Origin of the sequence: Brevibacterium sp. p3-SID960 (assembly GCF_025144725.1) — a bacterium.
Taxonomy (GTDB): Bacteria; Actinomycetota; Actinomycetes; order Actinomycetales; family Brevibacteriaceae; genus Brevibacterium.
Genome location: NZ_JALXKS010000026.1, coordinates 1 through 20,476 on the forward strand (window position 1 = coordinate 1; position 20,476 = coordinate 20,476).

Below are 20,476 nucleotides of genomic sequence, written 5' to 3' on the forward strand. Positions count from 1 at the left end.
GGCCCCCCCCCGACCGTTGCCTCATCTCTATGGAGTTGCGGAAGAACCATCTGTCACTGCCGGGTGCGGGCAGGCAGAAGCGTGGGGTGAGGAAGGGGTGATGGAGGTGACGGTTACGCCCGGCTGAGCTCCTCAGCATGCGCCTGATTGATGGGGTTGCTGGGCGGTTCCGAAGTGGTGGTGACACCTCCGGGCAGCTGCCAGCTCAGCAATCCAGTCAGAGAGTCACGGGTGACAGAGATCATCCGCCTGGTCTTCATCTGGTGGTGCTGGCGGCAGAGCGGGTGGAGATTCTGTATCGTCGTCAGCCCGCCGTCCCTCGGGTTGCTGTGGTTGAACGGGATGATGTGGTCGATTTCGGCCTTGACGGCGGAACGGTCGCACCCCGGAAGAGTGCAGAACTGCCACTTCTCGACGAGCGCGGTTCTGAGCGGGTCGGGAATCGTGTACTTCTCCGCTGCGTGGTCCAGCACGACTCCAGTCGCCGGGTCGGTGAGGAGCCGGTACACGGTTGAGTGGCCGCTCCCCACCAATTGCCGGGCGACGTCCGGTGGCACAGGGGCGCCGTTGACGGTTCCCGGCACCCCGACTGCGGATCGGTCTCCTGTGCCGCTTTCGGTGCTGGGGTTGCCACCGAGGAGTGTGAGCGCCGGTACAGTGATCGTGACGCGCGCCTGGCGTTTGAGCCAGTCGGATTCCGTCGGGCAGCTGATGCCGACTTCGCGGTAGTGCCTGCTGTAGTTCTCAGCCGTGGCATCGATGTCGATGCCGGCCGGATTCGCTGCCGGCACCGTCAGCCTGTCTGCCGTCGGTGGATCACCCGTGGCACCCGCACGAGCGGAGCCACTCGGGCTGACGGATGCACCGTCGTCGGTGGCAACAGTGACGGTTCCGGCCGGCAGGGAGTTGGCGAGGAAGTCGAAGATGAGCTCGCGCAGGGAACGATCGTCAGCGAGTTCGCCCGTGTCGATGATGCCGAGACTTGACGTGTTGCCGGTGATGATCGCCCGGGCGACACCGGTGAGGCGCGCTTCGAGGAGGGCGATGGCAGGTGATGGCCCGCGGGCCACCATGGTGGCTTCACCGTGTGGGTCGTAATGGAAGCTGACGCCGCGGCGCTGCCGGATGTGCTTGGTTTGGGATTCGCGCGTTGAGAGTCGTGCGACGAGCTGGTTCACAGCACGCTTGAACGCCGCCATGTCAGAAGCGCGGATGCGCACGAGCCCGTCGTCATACTCCGGCAGCACTGACGTATCGAGACTGCGCGCTCGCCGGGTGGCATGGACGTAACGCTCGAAGGAGAGCAGGTGGTTGGCAGCCAGCCCGGTCGTCTGGGGCAGACAGATCATCCCGAGCGCTGCCGACCGAACCCGGTTGGCGATCTCGATCGGCGTCACGTCAAGCAGCTGAGCTGCATGGATGAGGCTGGTGGCAGGAATGAGGGACTCAATCCATTCGTAGGCGGCGCGGCGCCGGGCGTCGATGGCCTCGCGTTCGGTCGGTGCCGCGCTGAGGGAGGGTGTCATGAGTTCGCGCACAGCGGCCAGCTGTTCGGCATGACTGTCAGGTCTGTCAGCGCTGATGCGGCTGAGGAAGAGCTCGAAGAGGTTCTTCAGCTGCGCGAGGAGGTGGCTGTCAATGCTCCTATGCGTGAGCTCAACCGTCGTCAGTGCGGCGCTGAAGTCCGAAAGCTCGTCAAAGGCGGGGTCATCGCGGTGGGTTCTGCGGGTGAGTGTCGGCACGTCCATCAACTCCATCGTTCGGCTCGTGCGTTCGATAATAACAATAGTACAGAGATGCCATCACCATGTCTATATCTATCGCTGAATCTCTCTGACTCTCATAAAACTCACATGCTGCAATTTGAGTGCACTAGGTGTTGTGGATAAGGAATCTATGAGTGACCGGAACGCCGCAGGGTTCCGCCGACTGATGCGAAACGATGTCATTGCCGCAGGTGAGCGAGCTGCTGCGGAAGGGCCACCGGGGCGCCCAGAGGCATCGGGGCGCGGCCTGCACGCTGGCGCAGCCCGTGTCCGGTCCGCACATCGGGCCTTCCATCCACACCCACGAACCGCTGCATCCACACCCGCTAATCGCCGCATCCACACCCCTCACCTCCCGCGCGATGCCGACCACCACCTCGGGCGCGGTCGGATCCACGGCGGGGGGAGACGGTTCTGGACAGGTGGGATGACCCTGGCAGGGGAGGAGGGCGGGTGACATGATGGCGTCATGAAGATCTCACGTATCGCCGTGGTCGGCGGCGGCATCATCGGCACCGCTGTCGCCCGCGAGCTCGCCCACCGCTTCGACGACGCCACCGTCACCCTGTTCGAGAAGGAGCCGCACCTGGCCGCCCACCAAACTGGCCACAACTCCGGGGTCGTCCACGCCGGCCTCTACTACGAACCCGGCAGCCTCAAGGCCCGACTGTGCCGGGCTGGAGTCGAGAAGCTCGTGCGTTACGTTCACGAGCGGGGTGTGCCCTACCAGGAGTGCGGCAAGCTCGTCGTCGCCCACGACACGATGGAGGTCGAGCGGCTGGAGAAGATCCATGAGCGCGCCACTGCCAACGGGGTGCCGCACGTCAAGCTGCTCGATCGGCACGAGATGCGCGAGGTCGAACCGAATGTGCGCGGCGTGCTTGCGCTGCACTCGCCGCACACTGCGATCGTCGACTTCGCTGCGCTGACCGAGGCGCTCGGCGCCGATGTCGAGGCCGCCGGCGGGCAGCTGCGTTTCAACTCCGAGGTCGCCCAGCTCGACACACTCGGCAGCGAGGTCCGCATCCGCCTGGCGATGCCCGGGGTGAGCGAGTCGATGGTGACTGAGGACGCCGGATCCTTCGACCTCGTCGTCACATGCGCGGGCCTGCAGTCCGACCGCCTGGCGGTGAACTCCGGCCTCGACCCGGTGCCGAAGATCGTGCCCTTCTACGGCGATTACTTCATCATCGATCGTCCCGCCGCCGAGGCGGTGCGCGGGCTGATCTACCCGGTTCCGGATCCGAAGTACCCGTTCCTCGGCGTGCACCTGACCCGCCGCGTCGATGGGGCGCTCATGCTCGGGCCCAACGCCTTCCTCTCGATGGGCCGGGAGTCATACTCCAGGGGCGGTTTCGACCTGTCTGACATCGGCTCGACGCTGGGCTTCAAGGGGTTCTGGAAGTTCGCCTCGCAGAACATCGGTGCCGCCGCCCGCGAGGTGCGCACCGCGCTCAGCCCCAAGGCCTTCATCGAGGAGGCCCGCAAATTCGTGCCCGAGATCGACCCGATGACGGTGCGCAAGGGCCCGCGCGGCGTGCGCGCCCAGGCGATGGACGCCCAGGGTAAGCTCGTCGACGACTTCGTCATCACCACCCGCGGCCGGCTCACCCAGGTGCGCAACGCACCGTCGCCGGGAGCGACGAGTTCGCTGGCGATTGCCGAGCACATCGTCGACCAGGCAATCGCGGCCCTGCGCTGAACCGCCGTTGGTTCAGCAGTCAGGTGCCGGTGGCCCTGCGCCCAGCGACCCCCGCTAGAGTGATCGACAACACCCACAGTGACCGTCAGCAGCCACAGTGATCGGCCCCCCCACCGTGGTCGAAACAGCACCGTCAGCCCCAGGAGCGAAGCGATGGCAGGAACCCGACAGCATTACCCCGCCGAGTTCAAAGCCGAAGCGGTTCGGCAGGTGCAGACCTCCAAGCGACCGGTCGCTGAGATCGCTCGCGACCTCGGCGTCAATCCTCGCACTCTGCGCGGCTGGGTAGCCGGTGCCGAACGCAGAGCCGCCAGCACCCCGACTGCGGCCGGCGGAGCCGGCCCTGCGGTGATGCGGGAGGAGCTTGCTGAGCTGCGCGCCGAGCTGGAGGCGCTGCAGGCGGAAGCGGAGGCGCTGCGAGCCGAGAACGCAGAGCTGCGTCAACGCGCGGATGCGCATGCGCGCCGGCCCGCGGCCGATGCCTACCGGCTGCGACGCCGCTGAACGCCATCGACGCGCGACAGCGGCCGCAGCGCCATGACTGTCGTGGTGCTGCGGCCGTCGGAGTCCTGGCTCAGAAGTCGACCCCGGGGAACTCCAGGTCGTAGGTCACGTGTGTGCCGTCGATCTTGGTGACTTTGGCGAGTGGGAAGTACTTCTTGTCACCGGGCACATCCATCGTGCACGTCGTCGTGGACCCGACCGAGCGGGCATGGAGGTCGTTGCAGTCGACGGTGATGCCGCTGATGCCCAAGTCCGCTTCGGCTACCTGCTTGATGTCAGCTGCGAGCACGTGGCCGGGTACGCGATGCGAGCCACCGGAGTAGGAACCGCTGCCGGAACCACCCGCACCGGTGCCGTTGCCGGAGCCGCCTGCTCTGGTGCCGCTGCCGGGGCCACCCGCACCAGTGCCTGAGTCGGAGCCGCCCGCATCGGTGCCTGAGTCGGAACCATCCGCACCGGTGCCGCTGCTCGAACCCGATCCCGCGCTGGTGTCGGAGCCGCGGTTCTGGTTGTGGGTCTCGGGTGCGTCGGTGTCTTGTCGCGTGTTCTCATCTTCGCGGCGATCGGTGTCGGTCGAGCTGTCGTTGCTGCCTCCGGTCTCCCCGAAGCTGATCTGCAGTCCGCAGGCTGACATGCTCAGAACGGTGATGCCGCCGGCCAGCACGGTCGCGGTTTTCGTGATGATGCTGCGTGTGGTGCCCATGATCGTCTCCTCCTGGCGGCGGAGAGCGGTGTGCGGCTCCCCGCAGCGGTTGCGTTCGGTGTCGGTATCCACGCTAGGAGCGAGTTCTGCATCATCTGCGCTCATGAGGTGACCGTTCGGAGGCGCGTGTGTCAGGCCTGTGACGTCACCGGTCACAGGCCGGCTGAGCCAGCGTCATCCCTGCCGGACGGCGGTCAGGATCGTGTCGCTGAAGCACTCGTCGCGCAGGACGGTCTCGACGCGCACATCGGTGAGGCAGTCCAGCGCCGAGGCCTCGGCGAAGACCTCTTCTGCGAGGCGCCGGGCAGGAGGTCGGCGATCGCCTTCTCCACCTCGGGGTTGGGTTCACTGCCCTCAACGGCAGCGCCCTCCTCAGCCCAGCGGTCATTCCACAGCGTGCGCATACCTGGTTCCATGCCGCAGATTTTAAAGCATGATACCCAAGGGGGTATAGTGTGCCTCTGATGTCATTTGCCGGCGGGACCCTGCGGCGGTGGCCCGAGCCGCCAGCTCAGGTGGGCCGGTCCGCCAGCCCAGGCGAGCGGCGCGATCAGCAGCTCGACCGGCATCCCAGCCGGGCAGTCCAGCAGGGCAGCCCAGCCGGGCAGGTCACTCGCCGGCCCGGCGCTCGAGGAATTCGTAGACCTCGGTCGTGTCGACGCCGGGGAACACGCCCGGCGGCAGCGCGGCCAGCAGCGAGGCGTGCATCCGGGCAGACGGCCACGAGGCATCGGCCCACTTCTCCTCGAGCTCATCGGGTGCCTCCCGGCAGCAGCTGGGGTCAGGGCAGCGTGACTGCGAGCGCTTCGTGGTCTCGCGGCCGTCGAACCAGCGCACATGCTGGAACGGCACCCCGAGGCTGACGGAGAAGTCACCGGCGCCCGGCAGTACCCGGGCGGTGCACCAGTACGTGCCCTTCGGGGTGTCGGTGTACTGGAAGTACGGGCTGAACCGGTCGGAGACCGTGAACACCTGCCTGGAGGTGAACCGCTTGCACCCGTACTGGCCCTCGATCGCCCCGAGCGGGTCGGTGGGGAACGGCAGCCCGTCGTTCGAGTACGCCTTGTGGATCGTGCCCGAGGAGTGGACCTTCATGAAGTGCACGGGCAGGCTCAGGTGCTCGGTCGCGAGGTTGGTGAACCGGTGGGCGGCGGTCTCATAGCTGACGCCGAAGAAGTCGCGCAGCTCCTCCAGAGAAATCCGGCGGTTCTTCTTCGCCTCGGTGAGGAACGGCACGGCGGCCGACTCCGGCAGCAGCAGCGCTGCCGACAGGTAGTTCGCCTCGACCCGCTGGGAGAGGAACTCGCCGTAGTCATGCGGGGGCTGGTGGCCGAGGATATGCGAGGCGAGTGCGGTGAGCAGATAGGAGCGCGGGTCGTGCTCAGCGAGGTCCTGGTTCGACAGGTACAGCCGCTTGTTCTTCGTATCCGTCACCGACCGCGTCGACTTCGGCAGGTCGGAGACGTAGTGCAGGCTGAAGCCGAGGTGCTCGGCCAGCCGGGCGGCCTGCGCCTGCCGCAGCGGTCCGTCGTCGTAGTCGATGACGTCGAGCAGCTCGGCAGCCGTGAGCTCCAGGCTTGCGAAGTAGTTGTGCCGGGCGCGCATGTCCTCGCGCAGCCGCTTGTTCGCCCGCCTCGCCTCCTCCGGTGTGGCCGCGCGCCGGCGCACCAGCTGGCTCAGCTGCCGCTGCAGCCCGACGATCGCCTCCAGGGCATCCTGCGGCAGCGATTTCGCCCGCACCTGCGGCAGCTGCAGGGACGTGTAGAGCGGTGAGGACTGGGCGCGCTCCAGCTCCAGCTCCAGAGCGCTGCGTTCATCGACCGGCTCCGGGTCGAGCAGCGCATCGGTCGTCGTATCAAGCGCCTTGGCCAGTGCGGCGAGCATCGACAGCGAGGGCTCGCGCTTGCCGTTCTCGATCGTCGAGATCTGGGAGGCGGCCCGGTCGACCCGCCGGCCGAGCTCGTCGAGGGTGAGCTTCTTGCGCCGCCGGTAGTGGCGGACCTTCTGCCCGATGCTCAGCGCATCGGCTCCGGCCGGCTGCTCATTCCCAGCTTCCGCGCCCGAGGCGGTGACTGGGGTGCGCGAGGCGGTGACTGGGGTGCGCGAGGCGGTGGCTGGGGTGCGCGAGGCGGTGGTCGCCGCAGTCTGGATGATGCTGCTCATGCCCTTCATTGTGTCATAGGGGACGAAAAAGCGCGCAGAAATCAGAAATTTCTATCCATCAGAAGAACTGGGAATTTTCTACTCATTTTCGATGGAAATCATGTGGCGCGGGGCACAAGACTGGGGAACACAACAGAAGAACCGGCCACCGCCTCGGCGGCGGCCACGATGACAGAGAACCTCAGCGCCGGAGATCCGGCGCAGCTCGCAACAGGAGGACACCATGGCACAGGACAACCAGCAGAATCTGCACGACGTCGACGCGCTGCGCCGCGAATGGGCATCGAGCCCGCGCTGGCAGGGCATCGCCCGCGACTACAGCCCCGAGGACGTCGTCACGCTGCGCGGCTCAGTCATCGAAGAGCACACGCTCGCCCGGCGCGGTGCTGAGCGCCTGTGGGACCTGCTCCACACCGAGGACTTCGTCAACGCCCTCGGTGCGCTGACCGGCAACCAGGCCGTCCAGCAGGTCAAGGCCGGCCTCAAGGCCATCTACCTCTCGGGCTGGCAGGTCGCCGCTGACGCCAACCTCGCCTCGCAGACCTACCCGGACCAGTCGATCTACCCGGCCAACTCGGTGCCGGCCGTCGTGCGCCGCATCAACAACGCGCTCATGCGCGCCGACCAGATCGAGCGCTCCGAAGGCGTCTCCAGCGTCGAGGACTGGCTCGCCCCGATCGTCGCCGATGCCGAGGCAGGCTTCGGCGGTGCACTCAACGTCTATGAGCTCATGCGCGGCATGATCGCAGCCGGCGCCTCGGGCGTGCACTTCGAGGACCAGCTCGGCTCCGAGAAGAAGTGCGGCCACCTCGGCGGCAAGGTCCTCGTGCCGACCGCCCAGCACATCCGCACCCTCAACGCCGCCCGCCTAGCCGCCGACGTCGAGAACGTCCCGAGCCTCATCATCGCCCGCACCGATGCCGAGGCCGCCACCCTCATGACGACCGACATCGACGAGCGCGACCAGAAGTACCTCACCGGTGAGCGCTCGGCCGAGGGCTACTACAAGGTCACCAACGGCATCGAACCCTGCATCGACCGCGGCCTGGCCTTCGCCCCGTACTCCGACCTGTTGTGGATGGAGACCTCCACCCCGGACCTCGAGGTCGCCAAGCGCTTCGCCGAGGCGATCAAGAGCGAGTACCCGGACCAGATGTTGGCCTACAACTGCTCGCCGTCCTTCAACTGGAAAGCACACCTCGACGAGGACACGATCGCGAAGTTCCAGCGCGAGCTCGGCGCGATGGGCTACAAGTTCCAGTTCATCACCCTGGCCGGATTCCACGCCCTGAACTACTCGATGTTCGATCTGGCCCACGGTTACGCCCGCGAGCAGATGAAGGCCTACGTCGAGCTGCAGGAGCGAGAGTTCGGCAGCGAGGACCGCGGCTACACCGCCACCAAACACCAGCGCGAGGTGGGCACCGGCTACTTCGACCTCGTCTCCACCGCCGTCAACCCGGAGTCCTCGACCACCGCCCTGAAGGACTCCACCGAAGCCGCGCAGTTCTGATGCACATCAGACGGTTCTGACCCCGCCAGAACTGCCGCGCCGCCGGCCGGGCCACCCCGGCCGGCGCACCCCACACTCGTTCGACCTCGGCCCTGACGTTATTAGGGGTTCCGTCAGGGCCGGGGTCGATCGGACCTAGGAGAGATTTCCCATGTCACACATGATGATCACCGGCCCCATGCAGCGCGGCTACGAAACTGTGCTGACCCGTGAGGCTCTCGACTTCGTCGCCGCGCTGCACGCGAACTTCTTCGCCCGCCGCCGTGAGATCCTCGCCGCCCGCGATGTGCGCCGGGCCGCAATCGACCACGGCCGGCTGCCGGACTTCAAGGACGAGACCCGCGAGATTCGCGAGGATCCCAGCTGGCAGGTCGCCGGCCACCGCGGCGCCCCCGGCCTCGAAGACCGCCGTGTCGAGATCACCGGGCCGGTCTCGGCACCGATGGCGATCAACGCACTCAACTCCGATGCCAAAGTGTGGCTGGCCGATCTCGAAGATGCCACCAGCCCGACCTGGGACAACATCGTCACCGGCATCGGCAACCTCAGCCAGGCAGTCCGCGGCACCCTCGCATTCACTGATGAGGACAAGGGCAAGCACTACGAAGTGACCAACCCGGCCCCGCCGACGATGGTCGTGCGCCCCCGCGGCTGGCACCTGCCGGAGAAGCACCTGCGCTACGTCGACGACCACGGCACCGACACCTCGGCATCGGCGTCACTGGTCGACTTCGGTCTGTTCTTCTTCCACAACGCCCAGGCGCTCATCGACGCCGGACGCGGACCTTACTTCTACCTCGCCAAGCTCGAGGCCGCCCGCGAGGCGAAGCTGTGGGACGACGTGTTCAGCTTCGCTGAGGACTACCTCGGGCTCAGCCACGGCACGATCCGAGCGACCGTGCTCATCGAAACGATCACGGCTGCCTTCCAGATGGAGGAGATCCTCTACGAGCTGCGCGACCACTGCGCCGGGCTCAACGCCGGCCGTTGGGACTACATCTTCTCGATGATCAAGAACTTCCGCAGCCACCGCGAGTTCGTGCTGCCGGACCGGTCGCAGGTGTCGATGACGGTGCCGTTCATGCGGGCCTACACGGAGCACCTCGTCAAGGTCTGCCACAAGCGCGGGGCGCATGCGATCGGCGGAATGAGCGCGTTCATCCCCAACCGCCGCCAGCCGGAGGTCACGGAGAATGCCTTCGCCCAGGTGAAAGCCGACAAGGACCGCGAGGCCGCTGACGGATTCGACGGCTCGTGGGTCGCCCATCCCGACCTCATCCCGATCGCCCGGGAGTCCTTCGACGCGGTGCTCGGCGAGAAGCCCAACCAGCTCGACCGGCAGCGCGACGACGTCGAGAGCACCGCAGCAGACCTGCTGTCGATGGAGGGCCTCGACGCCCAACCGACCGAAGCCGGCGTGCGCGCCAACATCCGGGTCGGGCTCGGCTACCTCAACGCCTGGCTCTCAGGCACCGGGGCGGCAGCGTTGAACAACCTCATGGAGGATGCTGCGACCGCTGAGATCTCCCGCTCGCAGATCTGGCAGTGGATCCACCACGGCGTCATCCTCGAAGACGGCCGCCCGGTCACCCGCCGGCTCGTCGAGCGGATCATGGCCGAGGAGCTCGCAACGATCCGACGCCACCCGGCCGACCACTACTGCGATGCCGTGCAGATCCTCCGCGAGACCGCACTCGACGACGACCTGCCCGACTTCCTCACCACACCGGCCTACAAGCAGTTCCTCGTCCACCGCCTCACCCGGGAGTACGGGGCGCTGGCCGCATAGCTGAGATGAACCGCCGGAGGATCTGACCCTCCGGCCCTGCAGACAACAGCTGCCGCACCGTGCGAGCCGGTGCGGCAGCTGTTCTGCGTCCAGGAGCTGATGAGTGCGTGCCGGCAGTGCAGCAGGTCCCCGCCCGCAGCGCAGCAGGTCCCCGCCCGCAGCGCGCGGAAAGTCCGCGCCTCCAGCGCAGCAGCGCGCGGTAGGCCGCTCAGTTGCCGGAGACTCCCGGCTTCCAATATCCCATGAACGAGCACTGCCGCTTGTCGAAGCCGTGTTCGTTCAGCAGGATCCGGCGCACCTGCTTGACCGTCGGTGCGTCGGCGGCCACCCACGTATACAGCGCGCCGGCAGCTTCGGCCTCCTCCCACAGCAGCGCCTCGCCGCTGTCAGGTTCGGTCTCGCCCGTTTTCGAGGCGGGAGTCGCCATCCGTGCATCCCCAGCCGCCGCATCCGACCCAGCCCCCGCCTCGGCGCCGGCTGCGGCGTGTGCTGCGGCCCAGGCGGCGACGGCTGCGCACAGCTGCTCCCCGCGCGCGGCGGTCGGCGCGCCGGATTCCGTGAGGCGTGGCAACCAGGTGATGACATCGTCAGCTCGGCAGTCGAGGTCGAGGATGTCGGCTGAGGTGGGCACCTCGATGAAGGCCCGCAGGCGAGCCGGGCTGCCGTCGCGCTGCTCGCAGGCGTTGGCGATCGCCGGGACGGCAGTCTCATCGCCGATGAGCACGATCTGCTCGGCAGCACCGGGCCGATAGGCAACGCCGCTCATGTCATGGCCCGGCACTCGCGCGTCGGGGCCGACGAGGATGACCTCCTGCCCCAACGCGGCGGTGAGGGCGAAGCGGCTGGCGGGACTGGAGGTGCCGTGGGTGACGAAGTCGACGACGACCCGGCCGGCGGCCTGGTCGACTGCCCGCACCGTATAGGTGCGCATCTGCGGCCGGTCCTCCGCCGGCTGTTCACGCCACCAGGTCAGCCAGTCGGGTGCGGCCAGTGCTGCGGCACGCTGGCGGTCATCGGCGAGAACGAGCTTCAGCCGCTGGTCGAGGCGAGTGCCGCCGAAGGCCCGGAGCGCATCGCCGGCGAAGGTCAGCCGGATGAAGTGCGGGCTGAGCCGGGTGCGTTCGACGAGTGCGGCAGGGAATGCCGTGTAGGGGTTCTGAGGGCGGTCGGTAGTGGTCATGAGCGGCGCATCCTCCAGAGGAGCCAGATGAAGTAGGGACAGCCGATGACGGCGGTGATGAGGCCGGCCGGGATCTGCGACGGGGCGATGACGGTCCGGCCGATGGCATCGGCGATGGTGAGCAGCAGCGCGCCGAGCAGTCCGGCCAGCGGCAGCAGGTGACGGTGGGTGCGCCCGATGAGCAGGCGCGCGGCGTGCGGTGCGACGAGGCCGAGGAAGGCGATCGTGCCGACGCTGATCGTGGCCGCGGCGACGAGGACGAGGGCGCAGGCGACGAGGACGCTGCGGGTGCGTCCGACGTGCACGCCGAGCACCTGCGGGGTGGTGTCGTCCATCTGGACGAGGTCGAGGTCGCGGGAGACGGCGGCGAGCACGGCGCTGGTGACGACGATGGCGATGATCATCGGCAGGCACTCGACGGCGGTGGCGCCGTAGGTCGAGCCGGCCAGCCACGTCATCGCCTTCGTCTGATTCCACGGATCGGTGTGCACGAGCATGAGGGTGGTGAGCGCGGTTGCGGCAGCGGAGATGCTGATCCCGGCGAGCACCATGCGGGCATGGTCGAGGCCGGTGCGCGCTGAGATGCCGAAGAGCACCAGACCCACCGCCGAGGCGCCGGTGAGCGCCGCGCACAGGATCGCCCAGAAGCTGGTGGTCCCGGTGATGACGATGACAGCGACCGCCCCGGTGGCTGCGGCGGCGGAGATGCCGAGCACGCCGGGGTCGGCGAGGGGATTGCGGGTGACGCCCTGCAGGATCGCACCGGCCAGTGCGAGGCTGAGCCCGCCGAGAACGGCAGCGAAGACACGCGGCACCCGGGTCTCCAGGATGATCTCGATGCGCACGCTGGCCTGGTGAGTCAGCCAGTTGACGACATCGCCGCCGAGCAGCATCGCATCGCCGACGAGCACCGAGCCGGCGATCGCCGCCATCAGCAGGCCGGCGCAGATGGTGATGAGCAGGACGGGGTGGCGCAGGCCGAATCCGGTGCCGGCACGCATCGTGACAAGGGAATCGGAGTCGAAGCCGGAGCGGGCGGTGCAGGCGAGTGCGGCGAGGAAGACCGCGCCGATGATCGAGGTGACGACACCGGTGGGGACCGATACACCCTGCTGGGAGCCGAGCAGTGCGCGCATGAGGACATCGGCACCGATGACGAGGAAGGCGCCGAGCAGCGCGGAGACGACGATGAGGCTGCGCTGGCGGGTCAGGCCGGGGAAGAATCCCACGAGCAGGCGGGTCAGAGCCGGAGCACACAGGCCGACGAAGCCCACCGGACCGGCGATCGTCACCGCCACAGCCGTGCACACGACGGCGATGACGAGGAACACCGCCTGCCAGGCCCGCACCCGCACGCCCAGGCTGGTCGCAGCGTCGTCGCCGAGCTGGAGCGCATCGAGGCGCCGGCCGAACAGCAGCAGCGCCGCAGTCGCGCAGGCCAGGACCGGCAGCAAGGTGGTGACCCCCTGGATGCCGGCCTGGCTGAGGCTGCCGGCACCCCAGGCGAAGAGACCCTGCGTCTGCCAGGGGAAGAACAGCAGTAGCATCGAGGTCACGGCTGCAAGGCCCAGGGCGATGACCGAGCCGGCCAACACCATCCGGATCGGCGAGCTGTGCGGTCCGGTGGAGAGTCCGATGACGAGACCTGCGGCGAGCAGCCCTCCGGCGAACGCCACTCCGGCGCTGGAGATGAATGGCAGGCTGACGCCGAAGGCAGCGACGGCGGTGAGGGCGAAGTAGGCCCCGGCATTGACACCGAGGGTGTCGGGTGAGGCCAGGGAGTTGCGGGTGATCGACTGCAGGATCCCGCCGGAGAGCCCGAGGGCGGCACCGACGGCCAGCCCGGCGAACAGTCGCGGCAGACGCGCATCGATGATGACCGCGCTCGCCTCAGCCGAGGAGCCGGTGAGGGTGCCGGTGAGCGCCTGCCACACCTCGGCCGGACTCAGCTCCGATGTGCCCTGCAGGAGATGGAGCAGGCTCAGCAGCGCCAGCAGCACCGCGACCGGCGCGGTCAGCAGCCCGAGGCGCAGCGCGCTCCGCGGCCGGACTGCCCGCGGCGCTCCAGCCGCAGCCCCGGGCTCCATTCCGGCCTCCACCCCGGCCTCCATTCCGGCCCCCGCTCCAGCCGCAGCCCCTGCCGGAGTCCCAGCCGCAGCTCCCGCCGGAGCCGTAGCCGAGACCCCCGTCGGCGCGGCTGACCGGCCCGCTGTCGTTGTGTGAATCGTCATGATCGTGTGATGTCTGTCGTGTGTCGGCTCTGCGTCTCAGCCCTCTGTTCCCCGCCGCGTCACTGCTCGGCGACGATGCCGGCGACCTCGTCGGCAAAGGCGCCGAGCGAGGTGGTGCCGCCGTAGAGCCAGATACCGCTCCCAGCTTGGGCGACGCGGTCTGCAGTGACGAACGGCAGCCCGGTCCACACCGCGTTCTTCTTCAGGGTCTCCATCGGGTCGCCTTCGTCTGCGTCGACCCAGTACAGGAAGTGCGTGTCGTCCGGCAGCGTGCGCAGCCCCTCGACGTCGGTCGTCGTCAGTCCGTAGGCCTCATCGCCCTGCTCTGTCGAGGCGTCGGTCAGGCCGATCGCCCGGCCCACCTCCGAGGACGCCGATCCGGGACCGTGGAGTCGGAAGGTCATCGAGTTCGCCTCGTTGTACGGGTAGGCGAAGACCATCGGGTCGCCGGTCTTACCGGCCTCCTCGACACTCTCCTTCGCCTTCTGCAGGGCGGCGTCGAAATCCGCATCGAGCTCGTCTGCCTTTGCTTCCTTGCCCAGCAGCGTGGCGACATCGTGCTGGTTCTCCTTGACGAGGTCGAACAGGCCATCAGCAGTCGCGGAGTTGAACACGGCGACGGGGGCGATGCGCTCCATCTGCTTCATCGCCTCCTCGGGGATCGAAGAGGTGTCGGCGAGGATGAGATCGGGTGCGAGGTCGGCGATCGCGTCGATGCTCGGTTCGGTGCGCATCCCGACGTCGACCGGGTCCCCGGACAGCGGCACGCGCGCGGACCACACCCCGTAGCCCTTCGGGTCGGCCACACCGACCGGGTCGACGCCGAGGGACACGGCATATTCGGTGACGGACCATTCGAGGGTGACGACCTTCTGCGCGGGTGCGTCGAGGGAGACGGTGGTGCCGCGGGCGTCGGTGATCGAGACCGGATCGCCGGTGGGGGCAGTCGGATCGCCGGCCGGCGCGTCGGTCGTGCCGCAGCCGGTGAGGGCGAGGGCGCTGATGAGGGCTGCAAGCCCGAGTGTGCGCAGTTTCATGCTGTTCCTTCTGATGCGGGTTCCCGCCAGCTGAGCTGCCGGCAGGTGGGCGTGGTCGTGGAGTGAGGGTGCCGGTTCCGGAGCCGAGGTCGTGGCGCCGGTGGCATGCGGGCCGGCGCCGAGGCGGTGCTTCCTGGCGCGGCCGTGTGTGTGCCGATGCCCCGCCCAGGGTGCAGGCGCAGGTGGTGTTTCGGTTTCAGGCCGAGGCGGCGATGGACGGGCCGGCGACCGGATCAGCGGCTCTGTGTGCAGCGGCACCGCCCTCAGCGGTGCAGGGCTCAGCGGTGCGGGGCCGCCCAGGATCGAGACCCGTGTCGCCGAGCTGGGCGGCGCCGCTGCGCCGGGGCGGGCGGGGACGCACCTCGATGCGCTCGGATGCGCGGCTGTAGCCGGTGGTGATGTCGATGCCGTAGACGGTGCTGAGCACCTGGCCGTCGAGCACCTCGGCCGGAGTGCCTGCGGCGGCGATGTGCCCGCCGGACAGCAGGACGATGCGGTCGGCCACGGCGGCGGCGTGGTTGAGGTCGTGAAGCACCACGCCGATGCACACGCCGTGGTCGTGGGCGAGGCTGTGGAGGAGTTCGAGGAGTTCGACCTGATACTTCAGGTCGAGGTGGTTGGTCGGTTCGTCCAGAAGCAGCACCTCGGTGTTCTGCGCCAGGCAGGAGGCGAGCCACACGCGCTGGAGCTGGCCGCCGGAGAGCTCGTCGACGGGGGAGTCGGCGACGGCGGTGACGCCGGTGAGCGCCATGGCGCGCTCGACGACGGCGGCGCCCTCTGGATCACCGGTGCGGATCCGGCCCTGGTACGGGTGCCGGCCGAGGGCGACGGCCGCGCGCACCGGAAGTCCCTGGGGGACCGGCCGGGACTGCGCGAGCATCGTGAGTCGGCGGGCGAGCTGGCGAGAGGGAAGAGCGGCAGCATCGGTGCCGTCGGAGAACGTCACGCTGCCAGCCGACAGCGGCTGCAGTCGGGCCAGTCCGCGCATGAGCGTGGACTTCCCCGAGCCGTTGGGTCCGACGAGGGCGGTGACCCGGCCCGGCTGCAGTTCGAAGCTGACATCGGTGACGACGTCGCCGCGGGAGTAGCCGATCCGCAGCTGTGTGCCGTGCAGACCGGAATGCGTCGAAGATAGTTTCACGTTAGTAAGTTAGGCCTTACTAACGAGGCCTGTCAACCGCTGTTCAGGCGCTGTCCCGCCCTGTGGACGACTGTGCCCCGACGACGCTCAGGCGCGGGCGACCTCGTGGGAGGCTTCGAGACGCGAGTTCTCCAGCACCGGGATCCGCGCTCGGATCTCAGCGACGGAGTCGATGTCGAGTTCGGCGACGAGCAGCTCGGTGTCTTCCCCGGCGGCGGCGAGCACGCCGCCATCCGGTGCGCTGATGAAGGAGTGGCCGACGCCGGTCGGAGCCTTCGGGTGCACCTCGACGCTGGTCACCTGCGGATCCGCCTGATCGCAGGCGAGGACGAAACTGGTCGAGTCAAGCGCCCGCGCCCGCCCGAGCAGCTGCCACTGCTCGACTTTGCCCTCACCGGCGCCCCACGACGCCGAGGCGACGATCACCTCGGCCCCGGAGCCCGCCAGGGCGGTGAAGAGGGCTGGGAAGCGGATGTCGTAGCAGATCGTCAGCCCGACGGTGACGCCGTCGATCTCCACCGCGGTGAGCGTCTCGCCCGGGGTGACATCATCGGATTCGCGGTGTCCGAAGGCGTCGAAGAGGTGGATCTTGTCGTAGTGCGCCTCGACTCGCGCCCCGGTGGAGTCGACGCCGGTGAGGAAGAGGGTGTTGATGACGCGCTCGCCGGTGCCGGGCCGGAACATGCCGACCGCGGCCACCAGTCCGGCCTCGGCGGTGAGCTCGCGCAACCGCTGTGCGAACGGCCCGTCGAGCTCCTCGGCGTTGGCCTCGAGGTCCGCGCCGAAGGGCACCATCGTCGCCTCCGGGAAGACGACGAGCCGCACGTCCTGAGCTGCCGCATCCTGCAGCTTCTCGGCGATGAGCGCGAGATTGGCGTCCTTGTCCGGCGTGGTGTTGATCTGGGCGATAGCAACCTTCATTGCGGCTCCTCCTTGGTGGATCTGGGCGCAGATGTGTTCGGTGGACCTGGGTGCGGATGTGGTGCAGGGCTCAGCAGAGCATGCATGACTGTCAGGCTAGGCTGAAGAATACGGTGAATCCAGTAGGGCCCGCTGGCCGGCCGGCGGCACAGGAACGTCTCCGGGTGACGAAGTCCTCGCGGGTCACGGGTCGGCATGGGGAACCCGACGGCCTGCTCCTGTGGGCAGGCGCCCCGACCCATATACTGACGCTATGACGATCCTCATCGGTTACCTGCCCGCGCCGGAAGGCGAAGCCGCCCTCGAAACCGCCTTCGCAGAAGCGAAGCTGCGCAACACTGACGTCGTCGTCCTCAACTCGCCGCGCCGCGGAACCACCGACAGCATCACCCAGATCCAGCAGGAGGATGCCGAGCGCATCCTCGCCCAGGCCGCCGAGCACGGTGTCACCGCCCGCGTCGAACAGCCTGCCCACGAAGACGATCTCGTCCAGACCCTGAACGAATGGGCTGAACAGGAAGACGCCGACCTCATCATCATCGGTCTGCGCAAGCGCAGTGCGATCGGGAAATTCATCCTCGGTTCGCAGGCTCAGCGGATCCTGCTCGAAGCCGATGTCCCGGTGCTGACCGTCAAGGCCTGATCTTCAGCGACTGATCTCCGACCGCGGGCTGCGGCGCAGTCCCCAGCCGCCCTGCGGGTCTTCCAGCCGCCCTGCGGATGGACGCCCATGAACCCGTTGTGCCCTGCTCAGTCCCGGTCTTCGGCATACCGCGTGTGCCAGTCCTGCGACAGTCGTGAGGCCAGCAGCTCAGCGAGGTGCACGCCTCTGCGGTCGGTCAGATCGCTGATCTGGGTGCGGCAGGAGTAGCCGTCGGCCAGCACCACCGTGTCCGGCTCGGCCGCTCGCACGGCTGGCAGCAGGGCGACTTCGCCGACGGCTTGGGAGACTTCGTAGTGGCCTTCGGTGACTCCGAAGTTGCCGGCCAGCCCGCAGCAGCCGCCGAGCACCTGGACCTCCATGCCGGTCCGGCGCATGAGCTCCCGGTCGGCGGTGAAGCCCATGACCGCACTGTGGTGGCAGTGCGGCTGCACGACCGCTGAGATCCCGGTCAGGTCGGGCAGCTCGGCACCGGAATCGAGCAGGAACTCCGCCAGCGTGCGCACCCGGCCGGCCACTCGTGTGGCGGCCTCGGTGCCGAGCAGCCTGGCGGCGTCCTCGCGCAGGGTAGCCGCGCAGGAGGGCTCGACGACGATGATCGGCCCGCCTGCTGGGTCTGCGTCCGTGCCCGAGGCGGTGGCCGCCGTGGCATCGAGCGCCGTGATCGCTGATGTCAGGCTGGCCCGAGCGGTGTCGAGCTGGCCGGTGGAGATCCACGTCAGCCCGCAGCATTCGGTGCTTGGGATGACGCGCACGTCGACGCCTGTGCTGCGCAGCACCTCGACGGCGGCAGCCAGCACCCTGGGGGCGAAGAAGTTCGACCACGTATCGGCGAACAGCACCACCTGCTGCCCGCTCGCAGGCGTGGGCGCAGGCTGCCGGCGATGGCCCGGCAGCGTTCGGTCGTCACCGGCGCGCTGGGCGAACCAGCGCGTGAACGGCAGTGAGGTGAACGTCGGGATCTGTCGGCGCACATCGATGTTCGCCGCTCTCTTCGCCCACCGGCCGAGCAGTGGCAGCCGCTGCGGCAGATTCGCCAGACCCGCGACCGGCGTGGCCAGGCGGGCGAGCTTCGGAAGCCAGCCGAGCACATAGTGATCCATCGGCCGCAGCCTGCCGCGATAGCTCTGGTAGAGGACTTCGGCCTTGTAGGTCGCCATGTCGGTGCCGGTCGGGCACTCCGAGCCGCAGGCCTTGCACGACAGGCACAGGTCGAGTGCCTCATGCACCTCCGGGGACTGCCAGCCGCCGTCGACGAGCCGTCCGTCGACCATCTCCTGCAGCACGCGGGCTCGTCCGCGAGTCGAGTGCTTCTCGTCCTTCGTCGCCTGATACGACGGGCACATCACCGCTCCCGACGCGGCGGCATCGGCCCGGCACTTGCCCACTCCGGTGCAGCGGTGGACGGCAGTGGCGAAGTCGCCGGAGTCGGAGGCGAAGGAGAAGCCGAGCTGCCGGCGGGCCGGTGGCATGTCCCCGGGCCTGATCGATGCCAGGCGGATGCGCTCATCGAGTGGATCGGGGTCGACGATGATCCCGGGATTCAGCAGCCCGCGCGGGTCGAAGAGGTGCTTGACGGCGGCGAACAGACGTATCGCCTCAGGGGAGTACATGCTCGCCAGAAGCTCTCCGCGGGCACGGCCGTCACCATGCTCACCGGAGACCGAACCGCCATAGGCGGCCACGAGCTCGGCGGCGGCGAACATGAAGTCGCGCATCACCTGCCGTCCGCCATCGCCAGCAAGCGGGAAGTCCACACGCATGTGCAGGCAGCCATCACCGAAGTGCCCATAGGGCAGCGCCCACAGGCCGTGCTCCTCAAGCAGGCTCATGAGATCGCGCAGATAATCACCCAGCTTCTCCGGTGGGACCGCGGAGTCCTCCCACCCGGCATGACAGTCCCGCCCATCCGGGGTGCGCGAGACCAGGCCTGCGCCATCAGCGCGGATCTTCCAGATCGGCCCGGACTCCTCCCCGGGCAGCACCATCGCATCATCGGCATGGGAGGCATTGATGAGCTCAGCGGCCTGCCGCTCCAGTGCTGCGGGATCGTCACCGGCGAGTTCGACGAGCATCCAACCGCCGCCGGCAGGCATCGGCGGGACGGCATCCGGGCCCTTCTCCTCAATGAGCCGGTCGACCATCCGCCGGTCCATCCCCTCACAGGCGGTGACCGGGAACTGCGAGAGCACCGGCACATCATCAGCAGCGGTGGGCATATCCGCATAGCCGAGCACCACAGCCGTGACATGCTCCGGATCGGCCACCAGCTGCATCTTCGCAGCCAGCACCACACCCCAGGTGCCCTCGGAACCGGCGAAAGCCCGCCGGGCATCACAGCCGTTCTCCGGCAGCAGATGCTCAAGCCCATACCCGGAGACCTGCCGGGAGAAGGTCCCCAGCTGAGTGCGGATGAGCCCGAGGTGGTTGTTCACCAGCTCCTGCAGCCGCGGGAAGACATCCCCGTCATCACCGGTGAGCGTGACGACCGAACCATCGATGAGCATGACACGCAGCGCAAGGATGTTGTCGACGGTGCGCCCATAGCCCATCGCCCGCGGCCCGCAGGCGTTGTTGCCGATCATCCCACCGATCGTGCACCTCGAATGCGTCGAGGGATCCGGGCCGAACCGCAGCCCGTAGGGCTTGACCGCCGCCTGCAGCTGGGCATGCACCGCGCCTGGCTCCACCCAGGCCGCACGCTGCTCGGCGTCGATGCCGAGGATCCGGTTCATGTGCACAGAGAAGTCCAGCACGATGCCCGGCCCGATCGCATTGCCCGCCAGCGTCGTCCCGGCCCCACGCGAGGTGACCGGCACCCCGAGTCGGCGTGCGACACTCAGCACGTCACCCACCTCGGCGGCGGTGCGCGGGAAGACGACAGCAGCCGGAACCACACGGAAGAGCGAACCGTCAGAGGAGTATGCAGCCCGTTCGACGGCCGCAGTGCGCACATCGGCGATGCCCGCCTCGCGCAGGGCGTCGCCGACCTCGCTCACGCGCGCGAAAGACGGCTCGGAATCTGCGGTCTCGCGGGGAAGTGCAGCGGCAGGTGCGTCGGCGTCCATGGCTTCATTGTGCCAGGCGGCAGCGAGCCCAGCTTGTAATCTGCATCATGGATGTGTCAGCTGTGGATTCCTGACGGCACCGACCTCCCAGTCTGGC

At 68.2% G+C, this 20,476-nt stretch carries 14 protein-coding genes; 5 read left to right on the top strand and 9 right to left on the bottom strand.

The genetic code is table 11. The features are described from left to right. Positions 1–113: 113 nt before the first annotated feature. Positions 114–1,748, bottom strand: coding sequence for an HNH endonuclease signature motif containing protein (locus M3B11_RS08765; RefSeq protein WP_259877121.1), 1,635 nt, complete (start codon positions 1,746–1,748; stop codon positions 114–116). A 487-nt stretch (positions 1,749–2,235) separates the two neighbouring features. Between M3B11_RS08765 and lhgO the strand changes: the two genes are divergently transcribed. Both lhgO and M3B11_RS08775 read left to right on the top strand, forming a co-directional pair. Beyond that, complete coding sequence (lhgO, locus tag M3B11_RS08770; RefSeq protein WP_259877122.1) at positions 2,236–3,468, top strand: L-2-hydroxyglutarate oxidase; 1,233 nt, start codon at positions 2,236–2,238, stop codon at positions 3,466–3,468. A gap of 153 nt (positions 3,469–3,621) precedes the next feature. Further along, a complete protein-coding gene (locus M3B11_RS08775; RefSeq protein WP_259877123.1) occupies positions 3,622–3,972 on the top strand; it encodes a transposase in 351 nt (116 codons plus the stop codon). Between the two features lie 70 nt (positions 3,973–4,042). Here M3B11_RS08775 and M3B11_RS08780 read toward each other — a convergent pair whose 3' ends face one another. Together M3B11_RS08780 and M3B11_RS08785 are read right to left on the bottom strand one after the other, a co-directional pair. Continuing rightward, entirely contained in the window at positions 4,043–4,780 is a 738-nt protein-coding gene (locus tag M3B11_RS08780) for a hypothetical protein (protein WP_259877124.1), read from the bottom strand. A 504-nt stretch (positions 4,781–5,284) separates the two neighbouring features. Next, positions 5,285–6,838 carry a helix-turn-helix transcriptional regulator gene (locus M3B11_RS08785; protein WP_259877125.1) on the bottom strand — a complete coding sequence of 518 codons (1,554 nt, stop codon included), beginning with the start codon at positions 6,836–6,838 and terminating at the stop codon, positions 5,285–5,287. A gap of 223 nt (positions 6,839–7,061) precedes the next feature. On the opposite strand from M3B11_RS08785, the gene aceA reads away from it, so the two are divergent. After that, the gene (gene aceA, locus M3B11_RS08790) at positions 7,062–8,351 is read left to right on the top strand and encodes an isocitrate lyase (RefSeq protein ID WP_259877126.1); all 1,290 of its coding nucleotides are present in this window, start codon (positions 7,062–7,064) and stop codon (positions 8,349–8,351) included. A gap of 151 nt (positions 8,352–8,502) precedes the next feature. Continuing rightward, positions 8,503–10,140: a malate synthase A gene (gene aceB / locus M3B11_RS08795; RefSeq protein WP_259877127.1), complete on the top strand. Its 1,638-nt coding sequence runs from the start codon at positions 8,503–8,505 to the stop codon at positions 10,138–10,140. 208 nt (positions 10,141–10,348) lie between these two features. Here aceB and M3B11_RS08800 read toward each other — a convergent pair whose 3' ends face one another. The 5 genes from M3B11_RS08800 to M3B11_RS08820 form a co-directional block, all read right to left on the bottom strand. Next, positions 10,349–11,320 carry a siderophore-interacting protein gene (locus M3B11_RS08800; protein ID WP_259877128.1) on the bottom strand — a complete coding sequence of 324 codons (972 nt, stop codon included), beginning with the start codon at positions 11,318–11,320 and terminating at the stop codon, positions 10,349–10,351. Then, on the bottom strand, positions 11,317–13,407 hold the full coding sequence (locus M3B11_RS08805; RefSeq protein WP_259877129.1) for an iron ABC transporter permease: 2,091 nt from the start codon (positions 13,405–13,407) through the stop codon (positions 11,317–11,319). The genes M3B11_RS08800 and M3B11_RS08805 overlap by 4 nt, the downstream gene beginning before the upstream one ends. 203 nt (positions 13,408–13,610) lie before the next feature. Beyond that, positions 13,611–14,588 carry an iron-siderophore ABC transporter substrate-binding protein gene (locus M3B11_RS08810; protein WP_259877130.1) on the bottom strand — a complete coding sequence of 326 codons (978 nt, stop codon included), beginning with the start codon at positions 14,586–14,588 and terminating at the stop codon, positions 13,611–13,613. Positions 14,589–14,784: 196 nt separating this feature from the next. Beyond that, entirely contained in the window at positions 14,785–15,729 is a 945-nt protein-coding gene (locus M3B11_RS08815) for an ABC transporter ATP-binding protein (protein WP_311197778.1), read from the bottom strand. 87 nt (positions 15,730–15,816) lie between these two features. Further along, complete coding sequence (locus tag M3B11_RS08820) at positions 15,817–16,650, bottom strand: carbon-nitrogen hydrolase family protein (protein ID WP_259877131.1); 834 nt, start codon at positions 16,648–16,650, stop codon at positions 15,817–15,819. A gap of 253 nt (positions 16,651–16,903) precedes the next feature. Here M3B11_RS08820 and M3B11_RS08825 point away from each other — a divergent pair, with 253 nt between their 5' ends. After that, positions 16,904–17,293 carry a universal stress protein gene (locus M3B11_RS08825; protein ID WP_259877132.1) on the top strand — a complete coding sequence of 130 codons (390 nt, stop codon included), beginning with the start codon at positions 16,904–16,906 and terminating at the stop codon, positions 17,291–17,293. A gap of 107 nt (positions 17,294–17,400) precedes the next feature. On the opposite strand, the gene M3B11_RS08830 is transcribed toward M3B11_RS08825, so the two are convergent. Beyond that, the gene (locus M3B11_RS08830) at positions 17,401–20,379 is read right to left on the bottom strand and encodes an FAD-binding and (Fe-S)-binding domain-containing protein (protein ID WP_259877133.1); all 2,979 of its coding nucleotides are present in this window, start codon (positions 20,377–20,379) and stop codon (positions 17,401–17,403) included. Positions 20,380–20,476 lie beyond the last annotated feature (97 nt).